This is a genomic window from Acidimicrobiia bacterium, assembly GCA_035651955.1.
GTDB lineage: Bacteria > Actinomycetota > Acidimicrobiia > IMCC26256 > JAMXLJ01 > JAMXLJ01.
In genome coordinates this window covers 1-23,577 of the sequence record DASRES010000040.1, presented here as the reverse complement: position 1 = coordinate 23,577, position 23,577 = coordinate 1, and the positions used below count along the sequence as shown (strand labels likewise).

Below are 23,577 nucleotides of genomic sequence, written 5' to 3'. Positions count from 1 at the left end.
GACGCCGAGCCGGGGACGGATCGAGCGCCGCCCCGCCCGCCTACTCGGGGAAGAGCGCCAGACTCGCGGTGAACCCGTGCAGGAAGTTCTGCCCGCCGACCGGCCCGATCTCACCCGCGCAGAAGGCGCCCGCGAGCGGGATCGGCCCGAGCAACCGCTCCACCAGGCCAGCGTCGTGATCGGGAACGCCGAACAGGTTGCGGCCGCGACCGTTGCACGTGAACAGGAGACACGCGCGCGCGTCGACGCCCGCGAGCAGCGCGCGCAGGTCCTCGTCGGCGGCCGACGCGTCACGCACGTGGAACTGGAGCGTCTGGCCGACCGAGACCTCGTCACCGACGGCGATCGCGCCGGTCGTCTCCTGCGCGCCGAGGAGGTTGCGCACGAGGAAGTCGCCACGCCCGAAGTCCGTCTTGTGCTCGTCGACCACGAGGCCGACGTGGAGCCCGCGCTGCATGAGCGTGCGCTCCTCCTCCGTCGCGCCCGACGCAAGCTCGCGGAGACGCTCGAGCGCGGGCCGGCCGCCGAGCTCGTAGACGAGGCTGCCCTCCGCGCGTGTCACGGTGAACGGGCTGCCGACTGGCCGGCACCCCTGCGACACGACGGTGTGCACGTCGACGTCGGCGTCGACGAGAACACCGACCGCGCCGTCGCTGCGCACGCGCCCGTCGAGCACGAGACGGTTGCCGCCCGGACCGCGCGCGGCGGACGCGAGCCCGCCCAGCACGCGCAGCCGGAGGCCGTCGTCGTTGAAGCGGCGCAGCAGGCCGTCCACCGGGAAGCTGAACGGATCGGCGAGCAGCAACAGGGTGCGACCGTCGACGGACTCGTCGGGCCACCCGACCACCGCCGGACCGTCGGGCGTCTGCACGAGCTCGAGCTCGACCGACGTGAGCGCGACGTCGTCGAAGCGCGCGGCCCACGCGGCGATCGCGGGCCCGTCCTCGACCTCGTGCGCGCCGCCGATCACCGAGACCGCGGTGCAGCCGATCAGGACCTCGGGTTCGAGCACGCTCCGCAGCACACCGGTCAGGTCCTCGAACGTCCCGACGTGGTGCGGCGACGCGAAGCACACCACGAGATCGGGTCGCTCGCCGCCGAACCGCTCGAGCAGCTCGCCCGCGACCTCGCCGACGGCGGACACGGCAAGCGGGTGCTGCGACAGTGCCGCCTCGTACTGGGCCGCCTCGTACTGCGCCATCGCGACGAGGCTAGAAGAGGCGGCGCGCGCGCCGGGCGGCGGCCGTCAGCCCGTCGCGGACGGCATCGCCGGCCCGCAGTGCTGCACACCGTCGAGCCACACGCCGCGCGGGGCGAGCGTCGTCGCGTCGAGCGCCACGAGATCGGCGCGTCCACCGGCGCCGCGCGCGCCGAACGTCTCCAGGCCGAGCACCCGTCCCGGGATCGACGACGCTGCTTCGATCGCGCGTGCCAACGGGACACCGACCCGGACGACGTTGCGCACGGCGGTGTCGAGCAGGACGACCGCGCCCGCAAGCGTCCCGTCCTTCAGGTGCGCCGCTCCGCCGCTCACGTCGAGGCCCGCCGTCGAGACCGCGTCGCTCACGAGCACGACGTCGCGCTTGCACGTGAACGCCAAGCGGACCATGACGGGATGGACGTGGACGAGGTCGGCGATGACGGTCGGTGTCAGCCGGTCGTCGTCGAGCGCGGCACCGGCGACGCCCGGCGCGCGGTGGTGCATCGGCCCCATGCCGTTGAAGAGGTGAGTGACGAGCCGTGCGCCCGCGTCCGCGGCGGCGACGACCTCCTCGTAGTCCGCCGTGGAGTGACCGACGGCGACAACGACGCCGCGCTCCGCGAGCAACCGAGTCGACCGGTACCCCGGATCCGCTTCTGGGGCGAGCGTGACGATCCGCACGACGCCCGGCCGTCGGTCGAGCTGCGCGGCGAGCCATTCGGCGCTCGCGTCGCGCAGGAGCTCCCGAGGATGGGCCCCGGGCGCGCCCCCGAGGAACGGGCCCTCGAGGTGCGCGCCGACGATCTCGGGGAGCTGGTTCGTCGCGGCATCCGCGCGCGCCGCGGCGACGCGCTCGAGCACAGGACCGTACGCGTCGAGCGGCGCGCTCACGATCGTCGGGCAGTACGACGTCACCCCGTGGTCGAGCAGCCGACGCCCGGTCCGCTGCCACTCGTCGGCGTCCGCGCTCGCGAAGTCGACGTCGTCGACGCCGTTGACCTGGAGATCGACGAACGCCGGCGCGAGGACGACGTCGCCGAGATCGAGCGCGTCCGGCGCACGTCCCGCGCCGGTCTCCACGACGCGGCCGGCCTCGATCGCCACCCAGCCGGGCTCGTGGACGGTCGCCGGGCCGCCGTCCGCGCCCGGGACGGCGACGCCCGCCGCGGTGAGGACGTCCGCCACGTCAGCGGGGCGCGCGGCCGAGCGCGAGACGCAGCCGCACGAGGCCGAGGAGCGTTCGCGGGACGCGCCGCATGATCGGCGTCCGTGACGGCCGCCGCTCGACGACCGTGACCGGCACTTCTTCGATCCCGAGCCCGGCCCGCTCCGCGCGGATGACGAGCTCGGTGTCGAAGAGGTCCGGACCCGCGCGGCAGATGACGGCCAGGTCGCGGACCGGTCCGCGGCGCAGGACCTTCATGCCGTGCGTGTCCGACACGTGCACGCCGAAGACCGCGCGCAGGATCGCGTCGAACACCGCCGTCGCGACGCGGCGCAGGCGTGGCCGTTCGTCGCGCGCACCGGCCGCGCGCTTGGACGCGACGACGATGGCGACCTCGCCGGCCGCCGGTCCGCCGTGCCCGTCGAGCAGCGTGAGCGCCTGCTTGAGGAAGTGCAGGTCGTAGTAGTCGACGTCGAAGGTCGCGACGACGTCGCCGCGCGCGTCGAGGATCCCCGCCCGCAGCGCGTCGCCGTAGTCGGGGTCCCGGAGGTGCAGTGCCCGCACCTCCGCGGTCGACGCAGCCAGCGCGTCCGCGATCGCGGGCGTGCCGTCGGTCGAGCCGTTCTCGACGATGCACACCTCGAAGTCCTCGCCCCAGCCCCGCAGCCCGTCCACCACGTCGCGCACGCTCGCCTCGAGCAGCTCGCGCTCGTTGTACGCGGGCATGACGACCGACAGCATCGTCACGCGGGACGCACGGGGGGAACGGGGAGGGCCCGCGACACTTCGGTAGGCTACCGGCGCCTCGACGACGGAGTGGGCGCGACGGGCGCGGCTCTCGCGCTGCGAGGCGCTGACGGGGGAGCTGCACATGGCGTCGACGCCGGACCCGCTGGCACTGCACGCGCAGAGCAGACCCGACGCGCCCGCGGTGATCGTCGACGCCTTCGGCGGCGCGCACGCGTCGGTCACCACCTTCGGCGAGCTGGACCCGCTCGTGAACCGGGTCGCGCACGCCATGCGCGCGCTCGGCGCCGAGCCCGGCGACCGGATCGTCTGGTGCGGGCCCAACTCGCTCGAGGTCCTGACGACGATCCACGCGGCGCGCAAGGCCGGCCTCGTCGCCGTCCCGCTGTCGTACCGCTTCAACGGCGACGAGATGGCGTACGTGATCGACAACTCGGACGCGACGCTCGTCGTCGTCGACGCCGAGCAGGCGCCGACGGTCGCATCCGTGCGCGACAGGTGCCCGAAGGTGCGCGGCGTGGTCACGTTCCACGCGCGCGAGGAAGACCGCGCGGGCAGGGCCGTCCCGGACGGGTTCCGGGACTGGGACGAGGTGGTCGCCGCCGCGCCCGACGACGAGCCCGAGGTCCCCGACGCGTCGGAGGTCGGCGCGCAGATGCTGTACACGTCGGGGACGACCGGGAAGCCGAAGGGCGCGCTCCGCACGTCGAGCGACCGCGGCATCGTGTTCGCGCTGCTCACCGAGCTCGGCCTTCCGCAGCCCGACGACGTGCATCTCACGACGGGGCCGCTGTACCACTCGGGTCCCCTCGCGTTCGCGTCGCTGTCGCACACGCTCGGCGCGCCGATCGTCGTGCTGCGCCGCTTCGACCCGCACGCGTGGCTCCGCCTCGTGCAGGAGCACCGCGTCACGAACACGTTCTCCGCGCCGACGCAGCTCAAGCGGATCGTCGCGCTGCCCGACGACGAGCTCGCCGCCGCCGACCTGTCGTCGATGCGGTGCCTCATCGCGAACGCCGCGCCGGTTCCGTACGCGCTCAAGCAGGAGGTCGTCGCCAAGCTCGGCGACGGGTTCCTCTACGAGGTGTACGGCTCGACGGAGCTCGGGATCGTGACCGTCCTCCGACCGGAGGACCAGCTCCGCAAGCCCGGGTCGTGCGGGAAGGTGTACGGCGGCATCGGCGTGCGGATCGTCGCGGACGACGGCAGCGACGCGCCCGTCGGCGAACCCGGTGAGCTGTTCATCTCGACCGGACTCGCGATGGACGGGTACCACCGCACCGAGGAGCAGCTCACTTCGCTGGACCCCGTGTGGAAGTCGGTCGGTGACGTCGCCTACGCGGACGACGAGGGGTATCTCCACATCTGCGACCGCAAGAGGGACATGATCATCTCCGGCGGCGTGAACATCTATCCGGCGGAGATCGAAGCGGTGATCCACGCGCATCCCGACGTCCTCGACGCCGCGGTGTTCGGCATCCCCGACGACGAGTGGGGTGAGAGCGTCTACGCGATCGTGCAGCCGAAGGCCGGCGTGACGCTCGACGTCGACGCGCTGCGTGCGTTCGTCGACGAGCGCGTCGCCGGTTACAAGCGGCCCCGCGCGTACGAGGTCCGCGACGAGCTGCCGCGCACCGACGCCGGCAAGCTCCTGAAGCGAGTCCTGCGCGACGAGTTCTGGCGCGACCGCGCGTCGCGGGTGTGACCGGCGGCGTGACGACCCTCTCCGAAGCGGACTCCAAGGCATTGCTCGCCGCGTACGGCGTGCCGGTGCTCGACGAGCGCACCGTCGCCGACGCCGACGCTGCCGTCGACGCCGCCGCGGCCGTCGGCTTCCCGGTCGTCGTGAAGCTGTGCGGTGATCGCATCGCGCACAAGACCGAGCGCGGGCTCGTCCGCCTCGGGCTGCGAGACGGCGCCGCGGTGCACGACGCCGCGACCGCGCTCCTCGCGGCGGCAACGCCCGAGGACGGCGCCGTCGGCCTCCTCGTCGCGCCGATGGTCCGCGCGACCCGCGAACTCATCGCGGGCGTGCACGTGGACCCGCAGTTCGGACCGACGGTGATGGTCGGTGTGGGTGGCGTGCTCGCGGAGGCGATCGCCGACGTCGCGTTCCGCCTCGTGCCGCTCGAGGCCGTCGACGCCGACGAGATGGTCGACGACCTCACGACGGGCAAGCTCCTCGACGCGTTCCGCGGCGAGCCGCCCGTCGACCGCGCTGCGCTCCGCGACGTGCTGCTGGGCCTGTCGCGCGCCGCGCAGGACGAGCCCGGCCTGCGCGCCGTGGACGTGAACCCGCTCGCGATCGTCGACGGACGGCCCGTCGCGCTCGACGCGCTCGTCGAGGTCGAGCGGTGAGACCCGCGTTCGACGCGCTGTTCGACCCGCGTGGTGTGCTCGTCGCGGGCGCGTCGACGCACCCTGGCAAGTTCGGGTTCGTCGCGCTCCACAACATCCTCGCCTCCGGGTATGCGGGGCGGGTGTTCGCGACGAACCTCGAGGGCGGCGAGATCCTCGGTGTGCCGGTCGCGACGTCGGTCGACGACCTCCCGGACGGCGCGATCGACCTGGCCTTCGTCTGCACGCCGCCCGCCGCGAACGTCGAGCTGCTCGAGGCGTGCGCGCGGAAGGGTGTGCGCGCCGCGTTCGTCACGACCGCGGGGTACGGCGAGGCGGGACCGGACGGCAAGGACCGCGAGAAGGAGCTCGTCGCGACGGCCGAGCGGCTCGGCATCCTGCTCGCGGGCCCGAACGGCCAGGGCGTGGTGTCGACGCCGTCGTCGCTGTGCGCGCAGATCGTCGCTCCGTTCCCGCCGCGCGGCGCGATCGGTCTCGCGAGCCAGTCGGGCAACTTCGTCTCGTCGTTCCAGAACTACGCGGTGCAGACGGGCATCGGGATCAGCCGCGCCGTCTCGGCCGGGAACGCCGCCGCGGTCGGCGTCGTCGACTACCTCGCGTATTACGCGGACGACCCTGAGACCGCGGTCGGTCTCGCGTACGTGGAGGGCATCGGCGGCGACGATCTGGCGCCCGGCGCGGCGCTGTTCCGCCGCCTGCGTGAGATCACCGAGCGCATGCCGCTCGTCGTGCTCAAGGGTGGCGCAACGGCCGGCGGTCAGCGCGCGGCCGCGTCCCACACCGGCTCGCTCGCGGCCGACGACCGCGTCTTCGACGGCGCGTGCCGGCAGGCCGGCGTGACGCGCGCGGCGACGGTGGAGGAGGCGTTCGAGGCGGCGGCGACGTTCGCGACGCAACCGCTGCCACGCGGGCCGCGGGTCGCGGTCGTCACGACGGCCGGCGGCTGGGGCGTCGTCACCGCCGACGCGATCACGCGCTCCGAGCTCGAGCTCGTGCGCCTGCCCGACGACCTGCGCGCCGCGATCGACGCGAAGCTGCCTCCCCGTTGGAGCCGCAACAACCCGATCGACCTCGCCGGCGGTGAGACCCGTGACACCATCCCCGAGGTGCTCGAGCTCGTCGCGTCCCATCCCGACGTCGACGCCGTCGTGTACCTCGGCCTCGGGATCCAGTCGAACCAGGCCCGGATGATGCGCGAGGGACCGTTCCATCCCGACCACGGGCTCGAACGGATCGTCGCGTACCACGAGCGGCAGGACGCGCGGTTCGCCCGCGCGGCGGCGGACGTCTCGCAGGCGACGGGCAAGCCGGTGCTCACGGCGACGGAGCTCGCGGTCGCGTCGCCCGACAACCCGGGCCCGCGTACCGTCCGCGAGACGAACCGGCTCTGCTACGCGGCATCGAACCGTGCGGTGACCGCGCTCGAGCACCTCTGGCGTCACGCGCGTTGGCGTCTGCGTCGCGATCTCACGTGACCCGCCGCGCGCTCGCGCTCGTCCTCCTCCTTCTGCTCGCGGCCGCCGGCTGCGTCGTCGCCGGGCTCCGCGACACGCGGCGCGTCGCGCACGCGTCCACGCCGAGCGCGACGCCCGCGACCACGCCGATGCTCTCCGCGCGCCGCACGCCCGCGCTCGTCGTCGACCAGGTCGCGACGACGCGGCTCCAGCAGCAGCTCGCGACGACGACCGCGGGCGTCAGCGCCTGCTACGACGTCGTGAGCGACGCCGGAGCACCGCTGGCGTCCGCCGGTGCCGAGCAACCGCTCGCACCGGCCTCCACGCAGAAGCTGCTCACCGCGACCGCGGCGTTGACCGTGTTCGGCCCGCAGTACCGCTACACGACGAACGTGGTCGCCGCGGCGAAGCCGGACGACGGTGTCGTCGAGCGCGTGTGGCTCGTCGGGAGCGGCGATCCCGTCCTCTCGACGCCCGCGTACCAGACCTACCTCGCCGGCCAGGCGTTGACGCGCGGCGACGTCACGACGCCGCTCGCGCAGCTCGCGGACGGGCTCGTCGCCGCGGGGGTGCGTGCGATCCCGGGCGGCATCCTCGGCGACGACCACCTCTTCGACACCGACCGATCAGTACCCAGCTGGCCCGCGCGCTACCTCGCGGACGGGAACGTCGGGCCACTCGGGGCGTTGACGGTCGACGACGGGCTCGCGGCGCCGAGGTTCGCGCAGACGACGGATCCGGCCGTGAACGCGGCCGCGCAGCTCAGCGCGCTGCTCGTCGCGCGAGGTGTCGCGGTCGGGCCCGCGGGCCGCGGGAACGCGCCCGCGAGCGCGACGACGCTCGCGTCCGTGACGTCGCCGACGTTGCACGACATCGTCACGTCGATGCTGAGCTCCAGTGACAACAACACCGCGGAGCTGCTCACGCGCCTGCTCGGCACCAGGGTCGCGACGCCGGGCACCACGCAGGCGGGGACGACCGTCATCGCGGCACAGCTCACGAAGCTGGGCGTCGACACGACCGGCCTCCACCTCGTGGACGGCTCGGGCCTGAGCCGCGACGACCGCACCACGTGCACGACGCTGTTGCAGGTGTTGCGCCTCGCGTCGACGCGCCCCGACCTGCGCGCGCTCACCGACGGTCTCCCGGTCGCCGCGCAGCGCGGGACGCTCGCAACGGTGTTCCAACGCACGCCGCTGGCCGGGAAGCTGCACGCGAAGACCGGGTCGCTCGACGGCGTGACCGGGCTGGTCGGCGACCTCGACGTGCACGACCCGCTCGAGTTCGCGTTCCTCGCCAACGGCTCGTTCCCGGAGTCGAGCGGCATCACGCTGCGCGAGCGCGTCGCGGGCGTTCTCGCCACGTATCCGGACGCGCCGTCACCGAGCGCGCTCGTCCCCGGTCCGTGACGGACGCACCTCGTCCGAAGGCTCGAATACGGCGTCGGCGAGCCGGGCAGAAGCTTGCGTGCCCCAGCAGGCCGAGACGAGACTCCCGCCGATGCCCGACACCCGACCGTTGCCCGAGGTCGCGACCGAGCTGTACGAGCTCGTCGTCGCGTACTTCAAGCAGGAGACCGTCACCCCGCTCAAGCAGCTCGGGCGCTACGTCGCGTTCGGCACCGCGGGCGCGCTCCTGCTCGGCGTGGGCGTCGTGTTCCTGTCGATGAGCGGCCTGCGGGCGTTGCAGACCGAGACCGGCGACACGTTCACGGGGAACTGGTCGTGGCTGCCGTACCTGATCGTGACGTCCACGTTGCTCGTCGGCGCGGGGCTCACCTGGCTCGCCCGGGGTCGCAGGAGGGCGCGGACGTGATGACGTCGTCGTACTCCCCGCCGAAGCACGTCACGCGCGACGACATCGAGGCGAAGCTCGAGGAGCTGCGCGGCGGCGTCGACGAAGGTGTCGACCAGGCCCGCAACATCGGGACGATCGTCGCCGTGGTCGCGGTCGGCGCGCTGGTCGTCGGCGCGTTCCTGCTCGGCCGGCGCCGGGGGAAGAAGCGCCAGACGATCGTCGAGATCCGGCGCGTCTGACGCGCCGCCGTGCCATGGCCAACCTCCTCCGAACGCTCGCCCGTCTCGGGCTCCGCCGCGGGCTGCTCGGCGGCTCCCGCCGCTGGCTGATCGTCGGCGTCGTCGCGGCGAGCCTGCGGCTCGCGGGCCGCCTCGCCGCGCGCACCCCCGAGGTCGTGTTCACCGGTGAGCTGTCGCCCGGCGACCGCATCCAGATCCGCGCGATCCCGCCCGAGGAGCGTTGAGCGAGCGTTGACGCTGCATCGCGGCCGGTACCCTGTGGCCGCGATGAAGGTGCTCCTGCGCAACCCGCGCCGCGAGGTCGACGTCGAGGGACCGACGACCGTCGCCGCGCTCCTGGGCCGGCTCGAGCTGAATCCCGAGTCGGTCCTCGTGATCTGCGGGGACACGCTCGTCACGCGCGACGCGCGTCTCGCCGACGACGACGTCGTCGAGATCCGGCCCGTCATCTCCGGAGGCGCCGGGTCGTGAAGTGCCGCCGGTGCCGTGCCCCGGCGGTCGTCGACGTCCGCCGCCACAACGCGGCGTTCTGCCGCGACTGCTTCCTCCACCACACGCGCGAGCAGGTGAAGCGCGCGATCGCGGAGCACGACATGATCCGACCGGGCGAGCGCGTCCTCGTCGCGGTGTCGGGCGGGAAGGACTCGCTCGCGGCGTGGGACCTGCTGCGCGAGCTCGGCTACGACGCCGACGGCCTGTACCTCGGGCTCGGCATCGGCGACTACTCCGACGAGTCGGGTCGATACGCGCGCGCCTTCGCCGCGTCGCGGGCGCTCGAGCTGCACGAGATCGACCTCGCGGGCGACTACGGCTACGACGTGCCGGGCGCGGCGTACGCGACACGACGCGCACCGTGCGGCGCGTGCGGCCTGTCCAAGCGGCACCTGTTCAACCAGGTCGCGCTCGACCTCGGGTACGACGTCGTCGCGACCGGTCACAACCTCGACGACGAGGCCGCCGTCCTCCTCGGGAACGTGTTGCGATGGGAAGAGGGCTATCTCGGTCGGCAGTACCCGGTCCTCGCCGCGTCGGACGGCTTCGTCCGCAAGGTCAAGCCGCTCGTCCGCCTCGGTGAACGCGAGACGGCCGCGTACTGCGTGCTGACCGGGATCGACTACATCGTCGAGGAGTGCCCCATGGCGGCGGGCAACCGCCACCTCGGGTACAAGGAGCTCCTCAACGCGCTCGAGGACCGCTCACCCGGCTCGAAGGCCGCGTTCCTGTTCGGCTTCTTCGAGCGCGCGCACCCCCGGTTCGAGGACAGCGCCCGAGAGGAGCGCGCCGAGCTCCGCGCGTGCCGGTCGTGCGGCGCGCCGACGACCGGCGAGGTGTGCGCGTTCTGCAGCCTGCGCGAGCGGGCGACGGTCGGGGACGAGCAGATGCTCGCGGCCGTGATCCGGCGGAAGCGCTGACGCCGTGGCACGCCCGTTCGCGGCCGGCGACCGCGTGCTGCTCGTCGACTCGAAGCGCCGCCGTCATCTCGTCACGTTGAGCGAGGGGGGCGCGTTCCACAGTCACAACGGCGTCGTCCAGCACGCGGACCTCATCGGTCGCGACGAGGGCGTGACCGTCCGCACGTCGATGGGCGCGCGGCTCGTCGCCGTGCGGCCGACGCTCGCCGAGTACGTGCTGAAGATGCCCCGCGGCGCGCAGGTCATCTATCCGAAGGATCTCGGGCCCATCCTGATGCTCGCAGACGTCTTCCCGGGTGCGCGCGTCCTCGAGTCGGGCGTCGGATCGGGCGCGCTCACCACGACGCTGCTGCGCGCGGTCGGCGCCGAAGGTCACGTGCTCGGCTACGAGGTGCGCCCGGAGTTCGCCGACCGCGCGGTGCGCAACGTCGAGGGATTCCTCGGCGCGGGCCAACCGCTCACCGTCGAGGTGCGCGACACCTACGAGGGGATCGACGCGAGCGATCTCGACCGCATCCTGCTCGACCTGCCCGAGCCCTGGCGCGTCGTGAAGCACGCGCAGGCCGCGCTGCGTCCGGGAGGGATCCTGCTCGCGTACCTGCCGACGATCGGTCAGGTCATGCGCCTGCGCGAGGAGCTCGCGACGTCCGCGTTCGGCATGGTCGAGACGGTCGAGGTGCTGCAGCGGCCGTGGCACGTCGACGGCCAGTCGGTGCGTCCGGACCACCGCATGGTCGGGCACACGGGCTTCCTGACCCACGGCCGTCTCCTCGAGCCGTAGTGGCGTGACGGCAGGGCGCGCACGATGAACGTCCTCGATCTCGCGATCTTCGTCGGGATCATCGCCGCGGCCGTCGGCGGGTACCAGCTCGGCTTCCTCGCCCGTGTCCTGTCCTGGGCCGGGTTCGCGGCGGGGATCGCGATCGCGGCGCGGCTCGCGACCGACCTCGTGCACACCATGAACGGCGGCGACCCGCGCACGCGACTGTTCGCCGCGCTCGCGTTCCTGTTCGGCCTCGCGATCCTCGGGTGGGCACTCGGCCTCGCGATCGGCTCGATGCTGCACGCCTCGCTGACGTTCGGCCCCGGCATGCGGACCATCGACCGCGTCGCGGGTGCCGTCGTCGGCTGCCTCGGCGTCCTCGTCGCGGTGTGGCTCCTCATCCCCGCGCTCGCGCTCACGCCCGGCTGGTCCGCGCGAGAGGCGCGTGACTCCGTGATCGTCCGCGCGATCGACGACCTCGCGCCCTCACCACCGAAATCGGTGGAGCAACTGGCGCGGCGCGTCAGCGGCGACGCGTTCCCCGACGCGTTGGGCCGTCTGACGAGCCCGCCCGACGCAGGCTCCGTCCCGACGCAGTCGCTGCCGACCGCGATCTCGACACGTGTCGACGACTCCGTCGTGAAGGTCGAGGGCCGGGCGTGTCGTGAGATCACCGACGGCAGCGGGTTCGTCGTCGGTCCCGACCTCCTCGTGACGAACGCGCACGTGGTCGCGGGGGAGCGCGCCACGCGCGTCCAGACCACCGACGGCCGCGACCTTCCGGTGACGGTCGTCGCGTTCGACCCCGCGCGCGACCTCGCCGTCCTGCACAGCCAGGTGCCGCTCGGGCTGCCCGCGCTCCCGTTGACGTCACACGTGCAGGACGGCGACGTCGACGCGGTGTTCGGCCATCCGCAGGGCGGGACGTTGCGCGAGTCGCCCGCACGCGTCGCGCAGCAGATCGACGCGACGGGAACCGACATCTACGGCAACCAGAACACGCGCCGTCAGGTCATCGTGCTCGCGGCGGACGTCCGCCCCGGCGACTCGGGTGGTCCGCTCATCGACCAGCGCGGGCGCGTCGCGGGGATCGCGTTCGCGACCGACCGGGGCGGCGCGCCGATCGGCTACGCGCTGAGCACGAACGAGCTGCGTCCGGTGCTCGACACCGCCGGCTCGTTCGCGGTCGGCACCGGTCCGTGTGTGAGCGGGTGACGGGGCGGCGGACGGATGGAGTTCCAGGACGTCGTCCGGCGGCGGCGCATGGTGCGCAGCTTCGAGTCCGAACCGGTCCCGCGTGAGGCGCTCGACCGCGTCCTGGCCAACGCGCTGCACGCGCCGTCGGCTGGGTTCACGCAGGGCTTCGCGTTCCTCGTGCTCGAGGGTGCCGACGAGACCGCACGCTTCTGGGACGCGACGTTCCCCGACCGCGCGCGGCGCGCGACCTTCCGGTACCCGCGCCTGTTCGACGCGCCCGTGATCGTCGTACCGCTGTCGAGCGAGCAGGCGTACCTCGACCGCTATGCGGAGCCCGACAAGGGCGTGACCGACCGCCGCGCGTCGTTCTGGCCGGTGCCGTACTGGCATGTCGACACGGGGTTCGCGACGATGCTGATGCTCCTCACGGCCGTCGACACCGGACTGGGCGCGTTGTTCTTCGGCATCTTCCCCGACCACCTGGCCGCGTTCCGCGAGGCGTTCGCGGTTCCGGACGAGTACACGCCGATCGGCGCGGTCGCGCTCGGCGTCCCCGCGCGCGACGACCCGCCGTCACCGTCGTTGCGCCGCGGCCGCAAGCCGCTCGACGCGGTCGTGCACCGCGGGACGTGGGGCCGTCGGTGACGCAGGACGCGAACGACGGGCGGGGCCGGCCCATGGCACCGGGCTGGTACGTCACCAACCTGGGCGGCATGGTGAGCTACGGCGTGATCGTCGCGTCGCCGTCCGCGCGGGCTGCGATCGCGCGCGCGACCAAGGGGCGCGTCGGCTCGACCGTCCTCCGTGCGGGGTTCGCCGCCGCGGTGGCGCTGCATGTCGGGGAGGCGGTCGCGACGGTCGTGGTCGCCCGTCGCCGCGGGGTGCGGCCCGGGTCGGCGGCAGCGCTGGCGCTGCGGACGCTCGCCGTCGGCTTCCCGTCGTTGCAAGCGCTCGCCGGCTGACCCCGGCACGTGCTCGACGCTACGGATGCGCTCGCCGCCGCTCGGTCGCGAAGATCTCGCAGTGGTCCGTCGGCTCGACGCGGGCTGGCACGGCGATCCTCACTGGTTGGTGGAGGAACGGAGCTCGTCGCAGCGCTTCAGCCTGCGCGCCGTCCGGGTCGGCCGTGCGATCCGCTGGGAGGAGCCCGCCGGCACACGCCGTCCGTCGTCGCCGCGCAGCTCGACGCCGTCGACGCCATGGCCGGCGCGGGTGTCCCGTTCATGCGACGTGAGGCCGGTCCGCGGGTGGTCGACGGTTGCGTCGTCGTCCTCTTCACGTGGCTGCGCGGGGATCCCGCGGCGGCCTCCGACGTCCCACACGCGACGGCGATGGGTGCACTGCTGCAGCGGATGCACGCTCTGCGCCTGCCGGTCGACGACCAGCTGCCGGTGCACGGCCTCGTCGCCGGCGCCGAGCGAAGCATCGCCGAGCTGCGCGACGTCGCCGGTCGCGACTTCCTGTCGATGGCGCGAGAAGCAGTGGCTCGTGTCGTGAACGGCGCGCCGAGCCCGTCGTCGTGCACGGTGATCTCAACTTCCCGAACGTGCTCTGGGTGGCCGATCACGTCACCGGCATCGTCGACTTCGACCAGATCGGCGCCGGCGACCCGCACGAAGAGCTCGCGCGGGCGATCAAGTGGTGGTCACGCCGTGGTCCGATTGGAACCCTCGAGCACGACGCCGCGCTCGCTGAAGCCGTCCTGCGCGGCTACGACGGCGACGTCGATCGCGAGGTGCTGGCCGCGCGGCTCTGGATGACCAGCTGCCTGAACGGCAACTCCGTCCTCCGCGTGCAACGCGCGGCACCGCGTGAACGGGGGCGGCTGCTGGACGCGCTCCGTGCGCGCGCCGATCAGCTCGCCGGCGCGATCTGAGCGACGCGGCGCGACGCGACACAGCGCGCGAAACGGCCCGGCCGGAGCCGGGCCGCTGGGAGCAATCAGGCGTTCGGGACGATCAGGACTCCGTCTCGATGAAGATGCACTCGCCCGGGCACTCCTCGGCCGCCTCGATGACCGCTTCCTCCATGCCGCCCGGCACGTTCGCCATCCCCTCCGAGCCGCCCGGGTCGTTCATGACCTTGTCGCCTTCCTTGACGTAGGCGAGGCCGTCGTCGAGGAGTGTGAACACGTCCGGCGCGATCTCCTCGCACAGGCCGTCGCCGGTGCAGAGGTCCTGGTCGATCCAGACCTTCATTTGCCCTCACTTCTCGGTGGCAGATGCCGACACTGTCATGACGAACCGGTTCCGACCCGTCCGATCGGCAGGCCGGGCCCGTTCTCGAACCGAATCGTGGCAACGGATCGCTCGAAGGGCGTCGCCGGTCGAGCCGTACCGATGGGTCTCCGGCAGATCGATCGCCGGAGGCGGGCGACGCCGCACGCGTGACGGGTGTTCCCGGCAGGCTAGGGGCGCCACTCGCGTACCGTCAATTTATCAAGCAGCCATGGGGTAAATGCGCACCGGCTCGCCGAGAGGGTGGGTAAGGTGCGCGGGAACGGCGTCCGGGCGACCCCCCGTCCCGGGCAGAGGGGAGGAGGTGGTCATCGTGGCTTCGGAGCACGAGCGACGCCTCGACGAGTACGAGCGTCAGGTCGACGACCTCCAGGCGCAGATCAAGACGCTGGAGGAAGAGGTCGTGGTCCTGCGCCGCCGCCTCCAGGACGCGCCCAAGCGCGTCCGGACCCTCGAGGAGCGGCTGCTCGAGACCAAGGGCCAGCTCGCCCAGGCGGTCTCGCAGAACGAGAAGCTGTCCGCGACCCTGCGCGAGGCGCGCGAGCACATCGCCGCGCTGCGCGAGGAGGTCGAGAAGCTCACGATGCCGCCGTCCGCGTACGGCACGTTCCTCGCGCTGAACGACGACGGCACCGTCGACATCTTCACCGCGGGCCGCAAGATGCGCGTCGCGGTCCACCCCGAGCTCGACGTCACCGAGCTGCAGCGCGGCCAGGAGGTCGTGCTGAACGAGTCGCTCAACGTGGTGCTCGCCCGGGGCCCCGAGCTCGCCGGCGAGGTCGTGACGTTCAAGGAGCTCCTCGGCGACGGGGCGCGTGCGCTCGTCGTCGGGCGCGCCGACGAGGAGCGTGTCTGCGAGCTGGCCGACCCGCTCATCGGGCACCGGCTGCGCGCAGGCGACCACCTGCTGATGGAGACGCGCTCCGGTTTGCTCGTCGAGCGACTCCCGCGTCCCGAGGTCGAGGAGCTCATCCTCGAGGAGGTCCCGGACGTCACCTACGACGACGTCGGCGGTCTCGACGACCAGATCGACCAGATCCAGGACGCGGTCGAGCTCCCGTACCTCTACGCGGACCTGTTCTCCGAGCACGACCTGCAACCGCCCAAGGGCATCCTGCTGTACGGCCCGCCCGGCTGCGGCAAGACGCTGATCGCGAAGGCGGTCGCGAACTCGCTCGCAAAGCGCGTCGCGGAGAAGACCGGCAACGCGAGGACGCGCTCGTACTTCTTGAACATCAAGGGGCCGGAGCTCCTGAACAAGTACGTCGGCGAGACGGAGCGCCAGATCCGCCTGATCTTCCAGCGCGCGCGCGAGAAGTCCGAGGAAGGCGTGCCCGTCATCGTGTTCTTCGACGAGATGGACTCGCTGTTCCGCACGCGCGGCACCGGCATCTCGTCGGACATCGAGAGCACGATCGTCCCGCAGCTCCTCGCCGAGATCGACGGCGTCGAGAGCCTGAAGAACGTGATCGTGATCGGCGCGTCGAACCGCGAGGACCTCATCGACCCCGCGATCCTGCGTCCCGGCCGGCTCGACGTGAAGATCAAGATCGAGCGTCCGGACGACGCGAGCGCGAAGCAGATCTTCGCCCGGTACCTCGTCGCGTCGTTGCCGATCGCGCCCGACGAGGTGAAGCGCGCCGGCGGCAAGAGCGAGAAGGCCGTTGCGAAGATGATCGACGACGCGGTCGCGCTCATGTACTCCACCGACGACGACAACCGGTTCCTCGAGGTCACGTACCAGAACGGTGACAAGGAGGTCCTGTTCTTCAAGGACTTCTCGTCGGGCGCCATGATCGAGAACATCGTGCGGCGCGCGAAGAAGCTGTCGATCAAGCGCCAGATCAACGGCGGCGCGAAGGGGATCTGCACGCAGGACCTGCTCGACTCCATCAAGCAGGAGTTCCGCGAGCACGAGGACCTGCCGAACACGACCAACCCCGACGACTGGGCGAAGATCTCGGGCAAGAAGGGCGAGCGGATCGTCTACGTCCGCACGCTGATGTCCGAGGGCGACACCGAGGCCGGCGGCCGCCAGATCGAGCGCGTCACCACCGGGCAGTACCTGTAGTAGCGCGTTCCGCGACGCGGCCGTAACGTCCGCGGGTATGGCGAAGCGCGTTGCGTTGATCGTGGTCGTCGCCGTCGCGTTGGTGGCGGGTGCATTGCCGGCATCCGCCGACGACGTGCACGACCGCGGCGCGCACGGTGCGGCAGTGGTCCGCGCCGGTGCCGCTGCGGTGGACGTCACACCCCCGCTCGCGTCGTCCGGGGTGCCGAACCCCGCTGCGTGCGCGGGCGCGTCCGCGTTCCACGGGCCGCACCTGCTGTCGCTCGAGGAGCCGTACACCGACACGAACGGCAACGGTCACTACGACGTCGGTGAGCCGTTCCTCGACTGCCCGACGCCACGTGCGGACGGCACTGTCGCACCGCCGGACGGGCGGTGGGACGGCATCTACCTCGGCGGCGGCGACTGCTGCGACCGCCAGCCGACCGCGGTGCTCGACCCGATCTGGGCCCGCACGGTCGTCGTGTCCTCCCGCGGGAAGACCGTCGCGTTGACGAGCGTCGACAACGAGGGCGTGTTCAAGGAGATCTGGGACCGGGTGCGCGCGAAGGTCGCGGCGGACGGCGTGCGCGGGCTCGACGGCATGGTGTTCAGCTCCACGCACGACGAGTCGGCACCCGACACCATCGGCATCTCCGGTCCCGACGAGACGACGTCGGGAACCGACCCGTTCTACGTCGAGTACCTGATCACGCGCACCGCGCAGAGCATCGAGCAGGCCGCGTCGCGCGTGCGGCCGGCGACGCTGCGCTTCGGGCAGATCCGTCCCGACGACATGACGACGTGCTGGTCGTCGTATCCGTTCTACGCGGACGAGCAGATCGGGGTCATGCAGGCGCGCGACCTGCGCGGCCGGCCGATCGTCACGCTCGTCAACTACGGCATCCACGCCGAGGAGCTCGGCTTCTCGTCCGACGCGCAGGACAGGCTGCACCTCTCGTCGGACTGGCACAACTTCGCGCGCCGCGCGCTCGAGGCGCGCTACGGCGGCATGGCGATGACCGTCGCCGGATCCGTCGGATCCGTCGAGATGCCGCAGGTGTACCCGACAGCACGCGACCTCACGCCGGTCGGTGTGTACAGCTCACAGGGCAACGGTGGTTGCCGCACGATCTACCGAACCGACACGACGCGCGTGCCGTACGGGTACCTGCTCTCCACGAAGGCGCGCGGCGAGCGGATCGCGACGTGGGCCGAGCGCGCGCTCGACCGCGGTGCGTATTCGCGTACCGGTGTGGTCGCCATCGCGACGAAGTCGTTCTTCGTGCACCTCGACAACGCGCTGTTCGCGTTCGGGAGCGCGATCGGCGTGATCAACGGGAAGGACGCGTACCTCGACGGGAAGCGGCTCGACCGCGCCGCGAACGGCGCGACGATCGGCGGTGTCGGGAACGAGTTCCTGACCGATGTCGCCTGGTTGCGCATCGGAGACGGCGAGTTCGTGACGGGACCCGGCGAGGTGTTCCCGTTCACCTACGCACGGGACTTCTCGGGACCGGACGACCTCGCGATCCCGGGGACCACGCCGGTGCCGAACTGGATCATGGCGCAGATGTCGCAGCCGTGGCGCTTCGTCGTCGGGCTCGGCGACGACATGATCGGCTACATCTTCTCGAGCACGAACGCAGTCGGTGTGCCGACCTCCTTGAACGTCCCCGACGACCACGACCGATTCGGCTGCGCGCACTCCGACGACGCCGAGGCCGCGTCCGCGAGCGCGGGAGACGTCGTGACCGCGCAGCTCGCCGCGTTGCTCCCGGGGCCGCCGGCCGACGCGCAGATCGTCACAGGGCGCTACGTGTGGCGCGACGGATCGCTGCACCGCAGCCCGCTCGGTGACGGCGGGCAGGCGTGCACCGGTCCCGGCAACGTCTTCCATCCAGCTCCCGGGGGGAGCGCGGTCGCGGTGCGGTCCGGGAACCGGACCATCCGCGTCGACGGCGACGAGTGGCGGTGGATGGACCTGCGCGGTCGCCCCGAGCCGCACGCGTCGACGCAGACGAGAGGCGTGATCGACGACCACGGCCACCGTTTCTGGCTCGATGTGTTCGATCCTGTCTGACGCGCTCGCTGCGGGCCGGGATACCCGGCCCGCGGACGCTCGCCGCTGTGGCCGCCAACAGCTCCTTACATTGGAGGTAGCTCTTCCAACGGGAGGCGCAAGCGGTCATGTGGTCGTGAGTGCGCCGGGTAGGCTCGGCCCGTGGCCGTGCCGAAGGTCTGTGGAGTCGAGACCGAGTACGGGGTCGCGCTGCGCGGTGCCGCGGACGCGAACCCGGTCCTCGCGTCGTCGATGCTCATCAACGGCTACGTCGAGCACCGCAAGATCGGGTGGGACTTCGACGACGAGTCGCCCGGTCGCGACGCGCGCGGGTTCGCGCGCGACGGCGCCGCACCGCCCGAGGTCGAGACCCACCTCGTCAACACGGTCTTGACCAACGGCGCGCGTTACTACGTCGACCACGCGCATCCCGAGTACTCGACGCCGGAGTGCGCGGACGCGCTGGAGCTCGTCTGCGCGGACAAGGCGGGGGAGCGCGTCCTGTCGCGCTCGATGAAGGCTGCACGCAGGCTGCTCCCCGCGGGGCAGGAGATCGTCGTCTACAAGAACAACTCGGACGGCAAGGGCAACTCGTACGGGTGCCACGAGAACTATCTGGTGGACCGCTCGCTGCCGTTCGCGTCGCTCGTGCGTCACCTGCTCCCGTGGTTCGTGACGCGGCAGATCTTCACGGGCGCCGGCAAGGTAGGCGCGGAGAACGGCGCCAACGCCGTCGACTTCCAGATCAGCCAGCGGGCGGACTTCTTCGAGGAGGAGGTGGGCCTCGAGACGACGCTCAAGCGCCCGATCGTCAACACGCGCGACGAGCCGCACGCCGATCCGCAGAAGTACCGGCGGCTGCACGTCATCGCGGGTGACGCGAACCTCTGCGAGGTCGCGACGTTCCTGAAGGTCGGGACGACCGCGATCGTCCTCGCGCTCATCGAGGACGACTTCGTCGACAAGGACCTCTCCGTCGTCGGGCCGGTCGCCGCGATCCGCGTCGTGTCGCACGATCCGACGTGTCGCGCCACGATCGAGCTCGCCGAGGGCGGCACGTGCACCGCTGTCGAGCTCCAGTACGAGTTCCTCCGGCTGGCGCGCAAGTACGCGGACGAGACCGGCCTCGAGGCGTGCGGCGGCGAGACCGTCGGCGGGATGGTCCTCGACCGGTGGGAGACGGTGCTCGGCGCGCTCGAGCGCGACCCGGCGGCGCTCGAGGGTCAGCTCGACTGGGTGACGAAGCTCGAGCTGCTCCGCGCATACGTCGAGCGCGACGGCATCAGCTGGGACGATCCGAAGCTGTCGTTGCTGGACCTCCAGTACCACGACATCCGACCCGAGCGGTCGCTCTACGAGAAGCTCGTGCGGGCCGGGAAGGTCGAGCGCCTGGTCGACGAGGACGACGTCGTCGAGGCGATGACCGAGCCCCCGGGCAGCACGCGCGCGTTCTTCCGGGGCCGATGCCTGGCCCGCTGGGCGGACGCGATCGTCGCGGCCAACTGGGACAGCCTGATCCTCGACGTCGGATCCGACCCGCTGCGGCGGATCCCGATGATGGAGCCGCTGCGCGGAAGCAGGGCCCACGTGGAAGCGTTGTTCGAGGAGTGCACGACGCCGGCCGAGCTCGTCGCCCGGCTCGCGTCGTGAGGCGGCGCGCAGGACGCCGCCGAGGAGGATCCTGATGCCCGAACGGGAGCAGAAGAAGAAGCCGGCGCCCAAGGAGCGCGAGGCCGAGGCCGCCGAGGTGGAGGCCCCGCCCAAGCAGGGCGAGAAGATCAAGGAGGAGCTCGACGACCTCCTCGACGAGATCGACTCCGTGCTCGAGGAAAACGCAGAGGAGTTCGTTCGCAACTACGTACAAAAGGGAGGGGAGTAGACAAATCGGGCCGGACCCGGTGTTGTCACACCTCGCTCATACGATTCCGAGCATGAAGCGTTGCCCGGATTGCGGCGAGAGGAAGCCACCCGAGGAGTTCCCGCGCAACAAGCGGACCAAGGACGGGTTGGCGGCGTACCGCAAGCTGTGTGACAACGCGCGTAGTCGCGAGTCGCGACAGCGCCTTCACGGGGGAGCCCGCCACTACCACCTCACACGCCGGTATGGGACGGCGCGCAAGAGGTCGATCGTCTCATCAGGCAGCAGGGCGGCAAGTGCGCAATCTGCGGTCGACCGGCCCCACGACACGTCGACCACGATCACGCGACAGGCTTCGTTCGAGGGATCCTCTGCTTCAACTGCAACGGCGGACTCGGGCAGTTCAGCGACGACATCAGGCGCCTCGAAACGCGATCGCCTACCTGCGGCTCGCTCGCTTGAATGCCGTCCGTACGTCGCTCGCGACACAGCTGCTCGCGTAGTGACGCGGTCACGAGTGAGGGAGTTGGTGCGCGCGGGGTCCGTGTAGGCTCGCTCGTCGATGACCGAACCGTCGTTGCCGTTCTTCGGGCCCGGACTCGATCCGGGCCCTTCGTTCGCCGACCTGCTGCGACGCGTCGCCCCGCACGCGCTCCCGGGCGCGTCACTCGACATCGATCACGTGGGCGGCGCGCCCTTCGAGATCACCCACGCGACGACCGTCCTCGCCGTCCGGTTCGAGGGCGGTGTCGTCATGGCCGGCGACCGGCGCGCGACCGCGGGCTACACGATCGCGAGCCGCCGGATCGAGAAGGTCTTTCCCGCCGACGACCACTCCGGCGTCGCGATCGCGGGCGCGGCCGGGCCGGCCGTCGAGATGGTCCGCCTCTTCCAGACCCAGCTCGAGCACTACGAGAAGGTCGAGGGCGAGCCGCTCAGCCTCGAGGGCAAGGCGAACCAGCTCGGGCAGCTCGTCCGCGCGAACCTCCCCGCGGCGATGCAGGGCTTCGCGGTCGTCCCGCTCTTCGCGGGCTTCGACGAGCGCCGGCAGCGGGGTCGCGTCTACAGCTTCGACGTGACGGGTGGGAAGTACGAGGAGCTCGACTACCAGGCCAACGGGTCCGGCAGCGTGCACGCCCGCAACTGGATCAAGGCAGGCTGGCGCGACGGGATGGACCAGGGCGCGACGGTCGCCCTCGCGCTGCGCGCGCTGTTCGCGGCGGCTGACGAGGACGTCGCGACCGGAGGCCCGGACCTCGTCCGGCGCATCTTCCCGACCGTCGCCGTGATCGACGGCGACGGCTTCCATCTCCTCGACGACGACGACGTCGCGCAGCGCGCCCAGGAGGAGATCGGTGGGCGAGAGGAAGGAGCAGGGCTGTGAGCATGCCCTTCTACGTCTCGCCCGAGCAGGTGATGAAGGACCGGGCCGACTACGCCCGGAAGGGCATCGCCCGCGGCCGGAGCCTCATCGCGCTCGAGTGCGCAGAGGGCATCGTCATCATCACCGAGAACGCGTCGCGCACGATGTTCAAGATCAGCGAGATCTACGACCGCATCGCGTTCGCGGGCGTCGGCCGCTACAACGAGTTCCAGATGCTCAAGATCGCGGGTGTGCGCCTCGCCGACTTGAAGGGCTACCAGTACTCGCGGGAGGACGTGACCGCGAACTCGCTCGCGAACGCGTACGCGCAGACGCTCGGCCAGGTCTTCACCCACGAGATGAAGCCCTACGAGGTGGAGATCCTCGTCGCCCAGGTCAGCTCGGAAGCGGACGGCGACAACGAGCTGTTCCACATCATGTACGACGGCACGGTGATGGACGAGGAGGGCTTCACCGTCCTCGGCGGCCAGGCCGACACGATCGCGCAGACCCTGAGGGACGAGTACGAGGCCGGCATCAGCGAGCCCGACGCGATCCGCCTCGGCGCCAAGGTCCTGAGCTCCGACGAGGAGCGCCTCGCGGCCGACCAGCTCGAGGTCGCCGCGCTCGAGCGGGCCCGCGGCCAACGCGCGTTCCGGCGGATCAAGGGCGCGGAGCTCGAAGGGATCCTCGAAGCCGCGTCGTGAGGTGCGCGGCGCTGCTGCGCGGCGTGAACGTCGGCCGGAAGAACCGCCTTCCGATGCCCGCGCTGCGCGACCTGCTCGCGGGCCTCGGCTTCACCGACGTCGAGACGCTGCTCCAGAGCGGCAACGCGGTCTTCGGCGCAGGACGGGCGTCACCTGCGAAGGTCGCGGCGCGCATCACCGACGGCTTGCGGGAGGAGCTCGGCCTCGACGTCGCGGTCATGGTCCGCACGCACGCGCAGCTCGCGTCGATCGTCGACGGCAACCCGTTCGCGAAGGAGGCCGCCGGGGAGCCCGGGAAGGTGCTCGTGAGCTTCCTCGCGCGGCCGCCGGCACGCGGCCGCCTCGACGACGTCGATGCCGCCGCGCTCGAACCCGAACGGTTCCGGCTCGTCGGGAGCGAGCTGTACCTGTGGTGTCCCGGTGGCGTCGGCCGGTCGCGTCTCGTGCAGACGTTGTCGGACAAGAGGCTCGGCGTCGCCGCGACGGCGCGCAACTGGAACACCGTCGCGAAGCTGCTCGAGCTGACGGCCTGACCGGAACGGTCAGTCGTCCTCGCTCGGCGCGACCACGCGGCGGATTCGTGCGAGGTCGCGCAGATGGTGCGCGCCCTCGTGGGCCGCGTGCTGCACGATCCACATCACCGGACGCGTCACGCCGTCGACGTCGAACGTCCGCTCCCACGCGAGCGTCGACGTGCGCTTGCCACGCGCAGCCAGGCCGGCCGCGGCGTCGTCCAGGGCGTCGAGCTCGCGCCCGATCTCACGCGGGTCCAGCTCGCCCGCGTCGCTCGTACCCGCCGCGACGTCGGGCAGCCGGGCGTGGTGGGTGTCGAGCGCGACGTCGAGCGCGGCGGCGAGCAGCTCCAGCGTCTCGCGGACGTGCACGACGACGTCAAGCATCGACGGCCCGCCGTCGGGCCGCTCGGCCAGCGCGAACGAGGGCACGCCCGCGACCGCCTCGCGGTAGC

At 71.8% G+C, this 23,577-nt stretch carries 28 protein-coding genes; 22 read left to right on the top strand and 6 right to left on the bottom strand.

The window, feature by feature from the left end:
* Nucleotides 1-40: 40 nt before the first annotated feature.
* From VFC33_09165 to VFC33_09155, 3 genes are read right to left on the bottom strand one after another with little or no spacing between them, the layout of a single operon-like run.
* Nucleotides 41-1,201, bottom strand: a complete 1,161-nt coding sequence (locus VFC33_09165) for an FIST N-terminal domain-containing protein (protein ID HZR13408.1) — start codon at nucleotides 1,199-1,201, stop codon at nucleotides 41-43.
* 45 nt (nucleotides 1,202-1,246) lie between these two features.
* Nucleotides 1,247-2,386, bottom strand: coding sequence for an amidohydrolase family protein (locus VFC33_09160; protein ID HZR13407.1), 1,140 nt, complete (start codon nucleotides 2,384-2,386; stop codon nucleotides 1,247-1,249).
* Nucleotide 2,387: 1 nt separating this feature from the next.
* Nucleotides 2,388-3,107 carry a glycosyltransferase family 2 protein gene (locus VFC33_09155; protein HZR13406.1) on the bottom strand — a complete coding sequence of 240 codons (720 nt, stop codon included), beginning with the start codon at nucleotides 3,105-3,107 and terminating at the stop codon, nucleotides 2,388-2,390.
* A gap of 130 nt (nucleotides 3,108-3,237) precedes the next feature.
* Here VFC33_09155 and VFC33_09150 point away from each other — a divergent pair, with 130 nt between their 5' ends.
* The 13 genes from VFC33_09150 (at nucleotide 3,238) to VFC33_09090 (ending at nucleotide 13,295) form a co-directional block, all read left to right on the top strand.
* Nucleotides 3,238-4,818, top strand: a complete 1,581-nt coding sequence (locus tag VFC33_09150) for an AMP-binding protein (protein HZR13405.1) — start codon at nucleotides 3,238-3,240, stop codon at nucleotides 4,816-4,818.
* A gap of 8 nt (nucleotides 4,819-4,826) precedes the next feature.
* A complete protein-coding gene (locus VFC33_09145; GenBank protein ID HZR13404.1) occupies nucleotides 4,827-5,471 on the top strand; it encodes an acetate--CoA ligase family protein in 645 nt (214 codons plus the stop codon).
* Nucleotides 5,468-6,946, top strand: a complete 1,479-nt coding sequence (locus tag VFC33_09140; protein ID HZR13403.1) for a CoA-binding protein — start codon at nucleotides 5,468-5,470, stop codon at nucleotides 6,944-6,946. Before VFC33_09145 ends, VFC33_09140 begins: the two co-directional genes overlap by 4 nt.
* The gene (gene dacB / locus VFC33_09135) at nucleotides 6,943-8,334 is read left to right on the top strand and encodes a D-alanyl-D-alanine carboxypeptidase/D-alanyl-D-alanine-endopeptidase (protein ID HZR13402.1); all 1,392 of its coding nucleotides are present in this window, start codon (nucleotides 6,943-6,945) and stop codon (nucleotides 8,332-8,334) included. Before VFC33_09140 ends, dacB begins: the two co-directional genes overlap by 4 nt.
* A 91-nt stretch (nucleotides 8,335-8,425) precedes the next feature.
* Nucleotides 8,426-8,740: a phage holin family protein gene (locus VFC33_09130; protein ID HZR13401.1), complete on the top strand. Its 315-nt coding sequence runs from the start codon at nucleotides 8,426-8,428 to the stop codon at nucleotides 8,738-8,740.
* Nucleotides 8,737-8,961: a hypothetical protein gene (locus tag VFC33_09125; protein HZR13400.1), complete on the top strand. Its 225-nt coding sequence runs from the start codon at nucleotides 8,737-8,739 to the stop codon at nucleotides 8,959-8,961. The genes VFC33_09130 and VFC33_09125 overlap by 4 nt, the downstream gene beginning before the upstream one ends.
* Nucleotides 8,962-8,975: 14 nt before the next feature.
* Nucleotides 8,976-9,185 (top strand): hypothetical protein, encoded by a 210-nt coding sequence (locus tag VFC33_09120; GenBank protein HZR13399.1) that lies wholly within the window; start codon nucleotides 8,976-8,978, stop codon nucleotides 9,183-9,185.
* Between the two features lie 43 nt (nucleotides 9,186-9,228).
* Nucleotides 9,229-9,432 (top strand): MoaD/ThiS family protein, encoded by a 204-nt coding sequence (locus VFC33_09115; GenBank protein HZR13398.1) that lies wholly within the window; start codon nucleotides 9,229-9,231, stop codon nucleotides 9,430-9,432.
* Nucleotides 9,429-10,373: a tRNA(Ile)-lysidine synthetase gene (locus tag VFC33_09110; GenBank protein ID HZR13397.1), complete on the top strand. Its 945-nt coding sequence runs from the start codon at nucleotides 9,429-9,431 to the stop codon at nucleotides 10,371-10,373. Before VFC33_09115 ends, VFC33_09110 begins: the two co-directional genes overlap by 4 nt.
* Before the next feature lie 4 nt (nucleotides 10,374-10,377).
* Entirely contained in the window at nucleotides 10,378-11,154 is a 777-nt protein-coding gene (locus VFC33_09105; protein HZR13396.1) for a tRNA (adenine-N1)-methyltransferase, read from the top strand.
* A 24-nt stretch (nucleotides 11,155-11,178) separates the two neighbouring features.
* Complete coding sequence (locus VFC33_09100; GenBank protein ID HZR13395.1) at nucleotides 11,179-12,351, top strand: MarP family serine protease; 1,173 nt, start codon at nucleotides 11,179-11,181, stop codon at nucleotides 12,349-12,351.
* Nucleotides 12,352-12,366: 15 nt separating this feature from the next.
* Entirely contained in the window at nucleotides 12,367-12,978 is a 612-nt protein-coding gene (locus VFC33_09095; GenBank protein HZR13394.1) for a nitroreductase family protein, read from the top strand.
* Complete coding sequence (locus VFC33_09090) at nucleotides 12,975-13,295, top strand: DUF4499 domain-containing protein (GenBank protein HZR13393.1); 321 nt, start codon at nucleotides 12,975-12,977, stop codon at nucleotides 13,293-13,295. Before VFC33_09095 ends, VFC33_09090 begins: the two co-directional genes overlap by 4 nt.
* Nucleotides 13,296-13,394: 99 nt before the next feature.
* Here VFC33_09090 and VFC33_09085 read toward each other — a convergent pair whose 3' ends face one another.
* Nucleotides 13,395-13,730, bottom strand: a complete 336-nt coding sequence (locus VFC33_09085; GenBank protein HZR13392.1) for a hypothetical protein — start codon at nucleotides 13,728-13,730, stop codon at nucleotides 13,395-13,397.
* Here VFC33_09085 and VFC33_09080 point away from each other — a divergent pair.
* A complete protein-coding gene (locus tag VFC33_09080) occupies nucleotides 13,613-14,209 on the top strand; it encodes a phosphotransferase (protein ID HZR13391.1) in 597 nt (198 codons plus the stop codon). The genes VFC33_09085 and VFC33_09080 overlap by 118 nt on opposite strands.
* A gap of 82 nt (nucleotides 14,210-14,291) precedes the next feature.
* Here the strand turns inward: VFC33_09080 and VFC33_09075 are convergent, their stop codons facing one another.
* Nucleotides 14,292-14,531, bottom strand: coding sequence for a ferredoxin (locus VFC33_09075; GenBank protein HZR13390.1), 240 nt, complete (start codon nucleotides 14,529-14,531; stop codon nucleotides 14,292-14,294).
* A 352-nt stretch (nucleotides 14,532-14,883) separates the two neighbouring features.
* Between VFC33_09075 and arc the strand changes: the two genes are divergently transcribed.
* The 8 genes from arc (at nucleotide 14,884) to VFC33_09035 (ending at nucleotide 23,143) form a co-directional block, all read left to right on the top strand.
* The gene (arc, locus tag VFC33_09070) at nucleotides 14,884-16,641 is read left to right on the top strand and encodes a proteasome ATPase (GenBank protein HZR13389.1); all 1,758 of its coding nucleotides are present in this window, start codon (nucleotides 14,884-14,886) and stop codon (nucleotides 16,639-16,641) included.
* A 37-nt stretch (nucleotides 16,642-16,678) separates the two neighbouring features.
* Nucleotides 16,679-18,703: a hypothetical protein gene (locus VFC33_09065; GenBank protein HZR13388.1), complete on the top strand. Its 2,025-nt coding sequence runs from the start codon at nucleotides 16,679-16,681 to the stop codon at nucleotides 18,701-18,703.
* 141 nt (nucleotides 18,704-18,844) lie between these two features.
* Nucleotides 18,845-20,332: a depupylase/deamidase Dop gene (dop, locus tag VFC33_09060; protein ID HZR13387.1), complete on the top strand. Its 1,488-nt coding sequence runs from the start codon at nucleotides 18,845-18,847 to the stop codon at nucleotides 20,330-20,332.
* 34 nt (nucleotides 20,333-20,366) lie between these two features.
* The gene (locus VFC33_09055) at nucleotides 20,367-20,561 is read left to right on the top strand and encodes a ubiquitin-like protein Pup (GenBank protein ID HZR13386.1); all 195 of its coding nucleotides are present in this window, start codon (nucleotides 20,367-20,369) and stop codon (nucleotides 20,559-20,561) included.
* A 255-nt stretch (nucleotides 20,562-20,816) separates the two neighbouring features.
* Nucleotides 20,817-21,002, top strand: coding sequence for an endonuclease domain-containing protein (locus tag VFC33_09050; GenBank protein HZR13385.1), 186 nt, complete (start codon nucleotides 20,817-20,819; stop codon nucleotides 21,000-21,002).
* Nucleotides 21,003-21,102: 100 nt separating this feature from the next.
* Nucleotides 21,103-21,924 (top strand): proteasome subunit beta, encoded by an 822-nt coding sequence (prcB, locus tag VFC33_09045; GenBank protein ID HZR13384.1) that lies wholly within the window; start codon nucleotides 21,103-21,105, stop codon nucleotides 21,922-21,924.
* Between the two features lie 2 nt (nucleotides 21,925-21,926).
* Nucleotides 21,927-22,610, top strand: coding sequence for a proteasome subunit alpha (gene prcA / locus VFC33_09040; protein HZR13383.1), 684 nt, complete (start codon nucleotides 21,927-21,929; stop codon nucleotides 22,608-22,610).
* Nucleotides 22,607-23,143 carry a DUF1697 domain-containing protein gene (locus tag VFC33_09035; GenBank protein ID HZR13382.1) on the top strand — a complete coding sequence of 179 codons (537 nt, stop codon included), beginning with the start codon at nucleotides 22,607-22,609 and terminating at the stop codon, nucleotides 23,141-23,143. The genes prcA and VFC33_09035 overlap by 4 nt, the downstream gene beginning before the upstream one ends.
* Before the next feature lie 9 nt (nucleotides 23,144-23,152).
* Here the strand turns inward: VFC33_09035 and VFC33_09030 are convergent.
* Nucleotides 23,153-23,577, bottom strand: a 425-nt coding sequence (locus VFC33_09030; protein ID HZR13381.1) for a hypothetical protein, incomplete at its 5' end; no start/stop codon positions are given.

What these genes read in the sequence shown, in the direction of transcription:
- prcB (HZR13384.1), top strand. Translation starts at nt 21,103, where the DNA reads ATGACCGAACCGTCGTTGCCGTTCTTCGGGCCCGGACTCGATCCGGGC.
- VFC33_09075 (HZR13390.1), bottom strand. Translation starts at nt 14,531, where the DNA reads ATGAAGGTCTGGATCGACCAGGACCTCTGCACCGGCGACGGCCTGTGC.
- VFC33_09165 (HZR13408.1), bottom strand. Translation starts at nt 1,201, where the DNA reads ATGGCGCAGTACGAGGCGGCCCAGTACGAGGCGGCACTGTCGCAGCAC.
- prcA (HZR13383.1), top strand. Translation starts at nt 21,927, where the DNA reads ATGCCCTTCTACGTCTCGCCCGAGCAGGTGATGAAGGACCGGGCCGAC.
- VFC33_09155 (HZR13406.1), bottom strand. Translation starts at nt 3,107, where the DNA reads ATGCTGTCGGTCGTCATGCCCGCGTACAACGAGCGCGAGCTGCTCGAG.
- VFC33_09130 (HZR13401.1), top strand. Translation starts at nt 8,426, where the DNA reads ATGCCCGACACCCGACCGTTGCCCGAGGTCGCGACCGAGCTGTACGAG.
- VFC33_09055 (HZR13386.1), top strand. Translation starts at nt 20,367, where the DNA reads ATGCCCGAACGGGAGCAGAAGAAGAAGCCGGCGCCCAAGGAGCGCGAG.
- VFC33_09095 (HZR13394.1), top strand. Translation starts at nt 12,367, where the DNA reads ATGGAGTTCCAGGACGTCGTCCGGCGGCGGCGCATGGTGCGCAGCTTC.
- VFC33_09065 (HZR13388.1), top strand. Translation starts at nt 16,679, where the DNA reads ATGGCGAAGCGCGTTGCGTTGATCGTGGTCGTCGCCGTCGCGTTGGTG.
- VFC33_09120 (HZR13399.1), top strand. Translation starts at nt 8,976, where the DNA reads ATGGCCAACCTCCTCCGAACGCTCGCCCGTCTCGGGCTCCGCCGCGGG.
- VFC33_09150 (HZR13405.1), top strand. Translation starts at nt 3,238, where the DNA reads ATGGCGTCGACGCCGGACCCGCTGGCACTGCACGCGCAGAGCAGACCC.
- VFC33_09100 (HZR13395.1), top strand. Translation starts at nt 11,179, where the DNA reads ATGAACGTCCTCGATCTCGCGATCTTCGTCGGGATCATCGCCGCGGCC.
- VFC33_09115 (HZR13398.1), top strand. Translation starts at nt 9,229, where the DNA reads ATGAAGGTGCTCCTGCGCAACCCGCGCCGCGAGGTCGACGTCGAGGGA.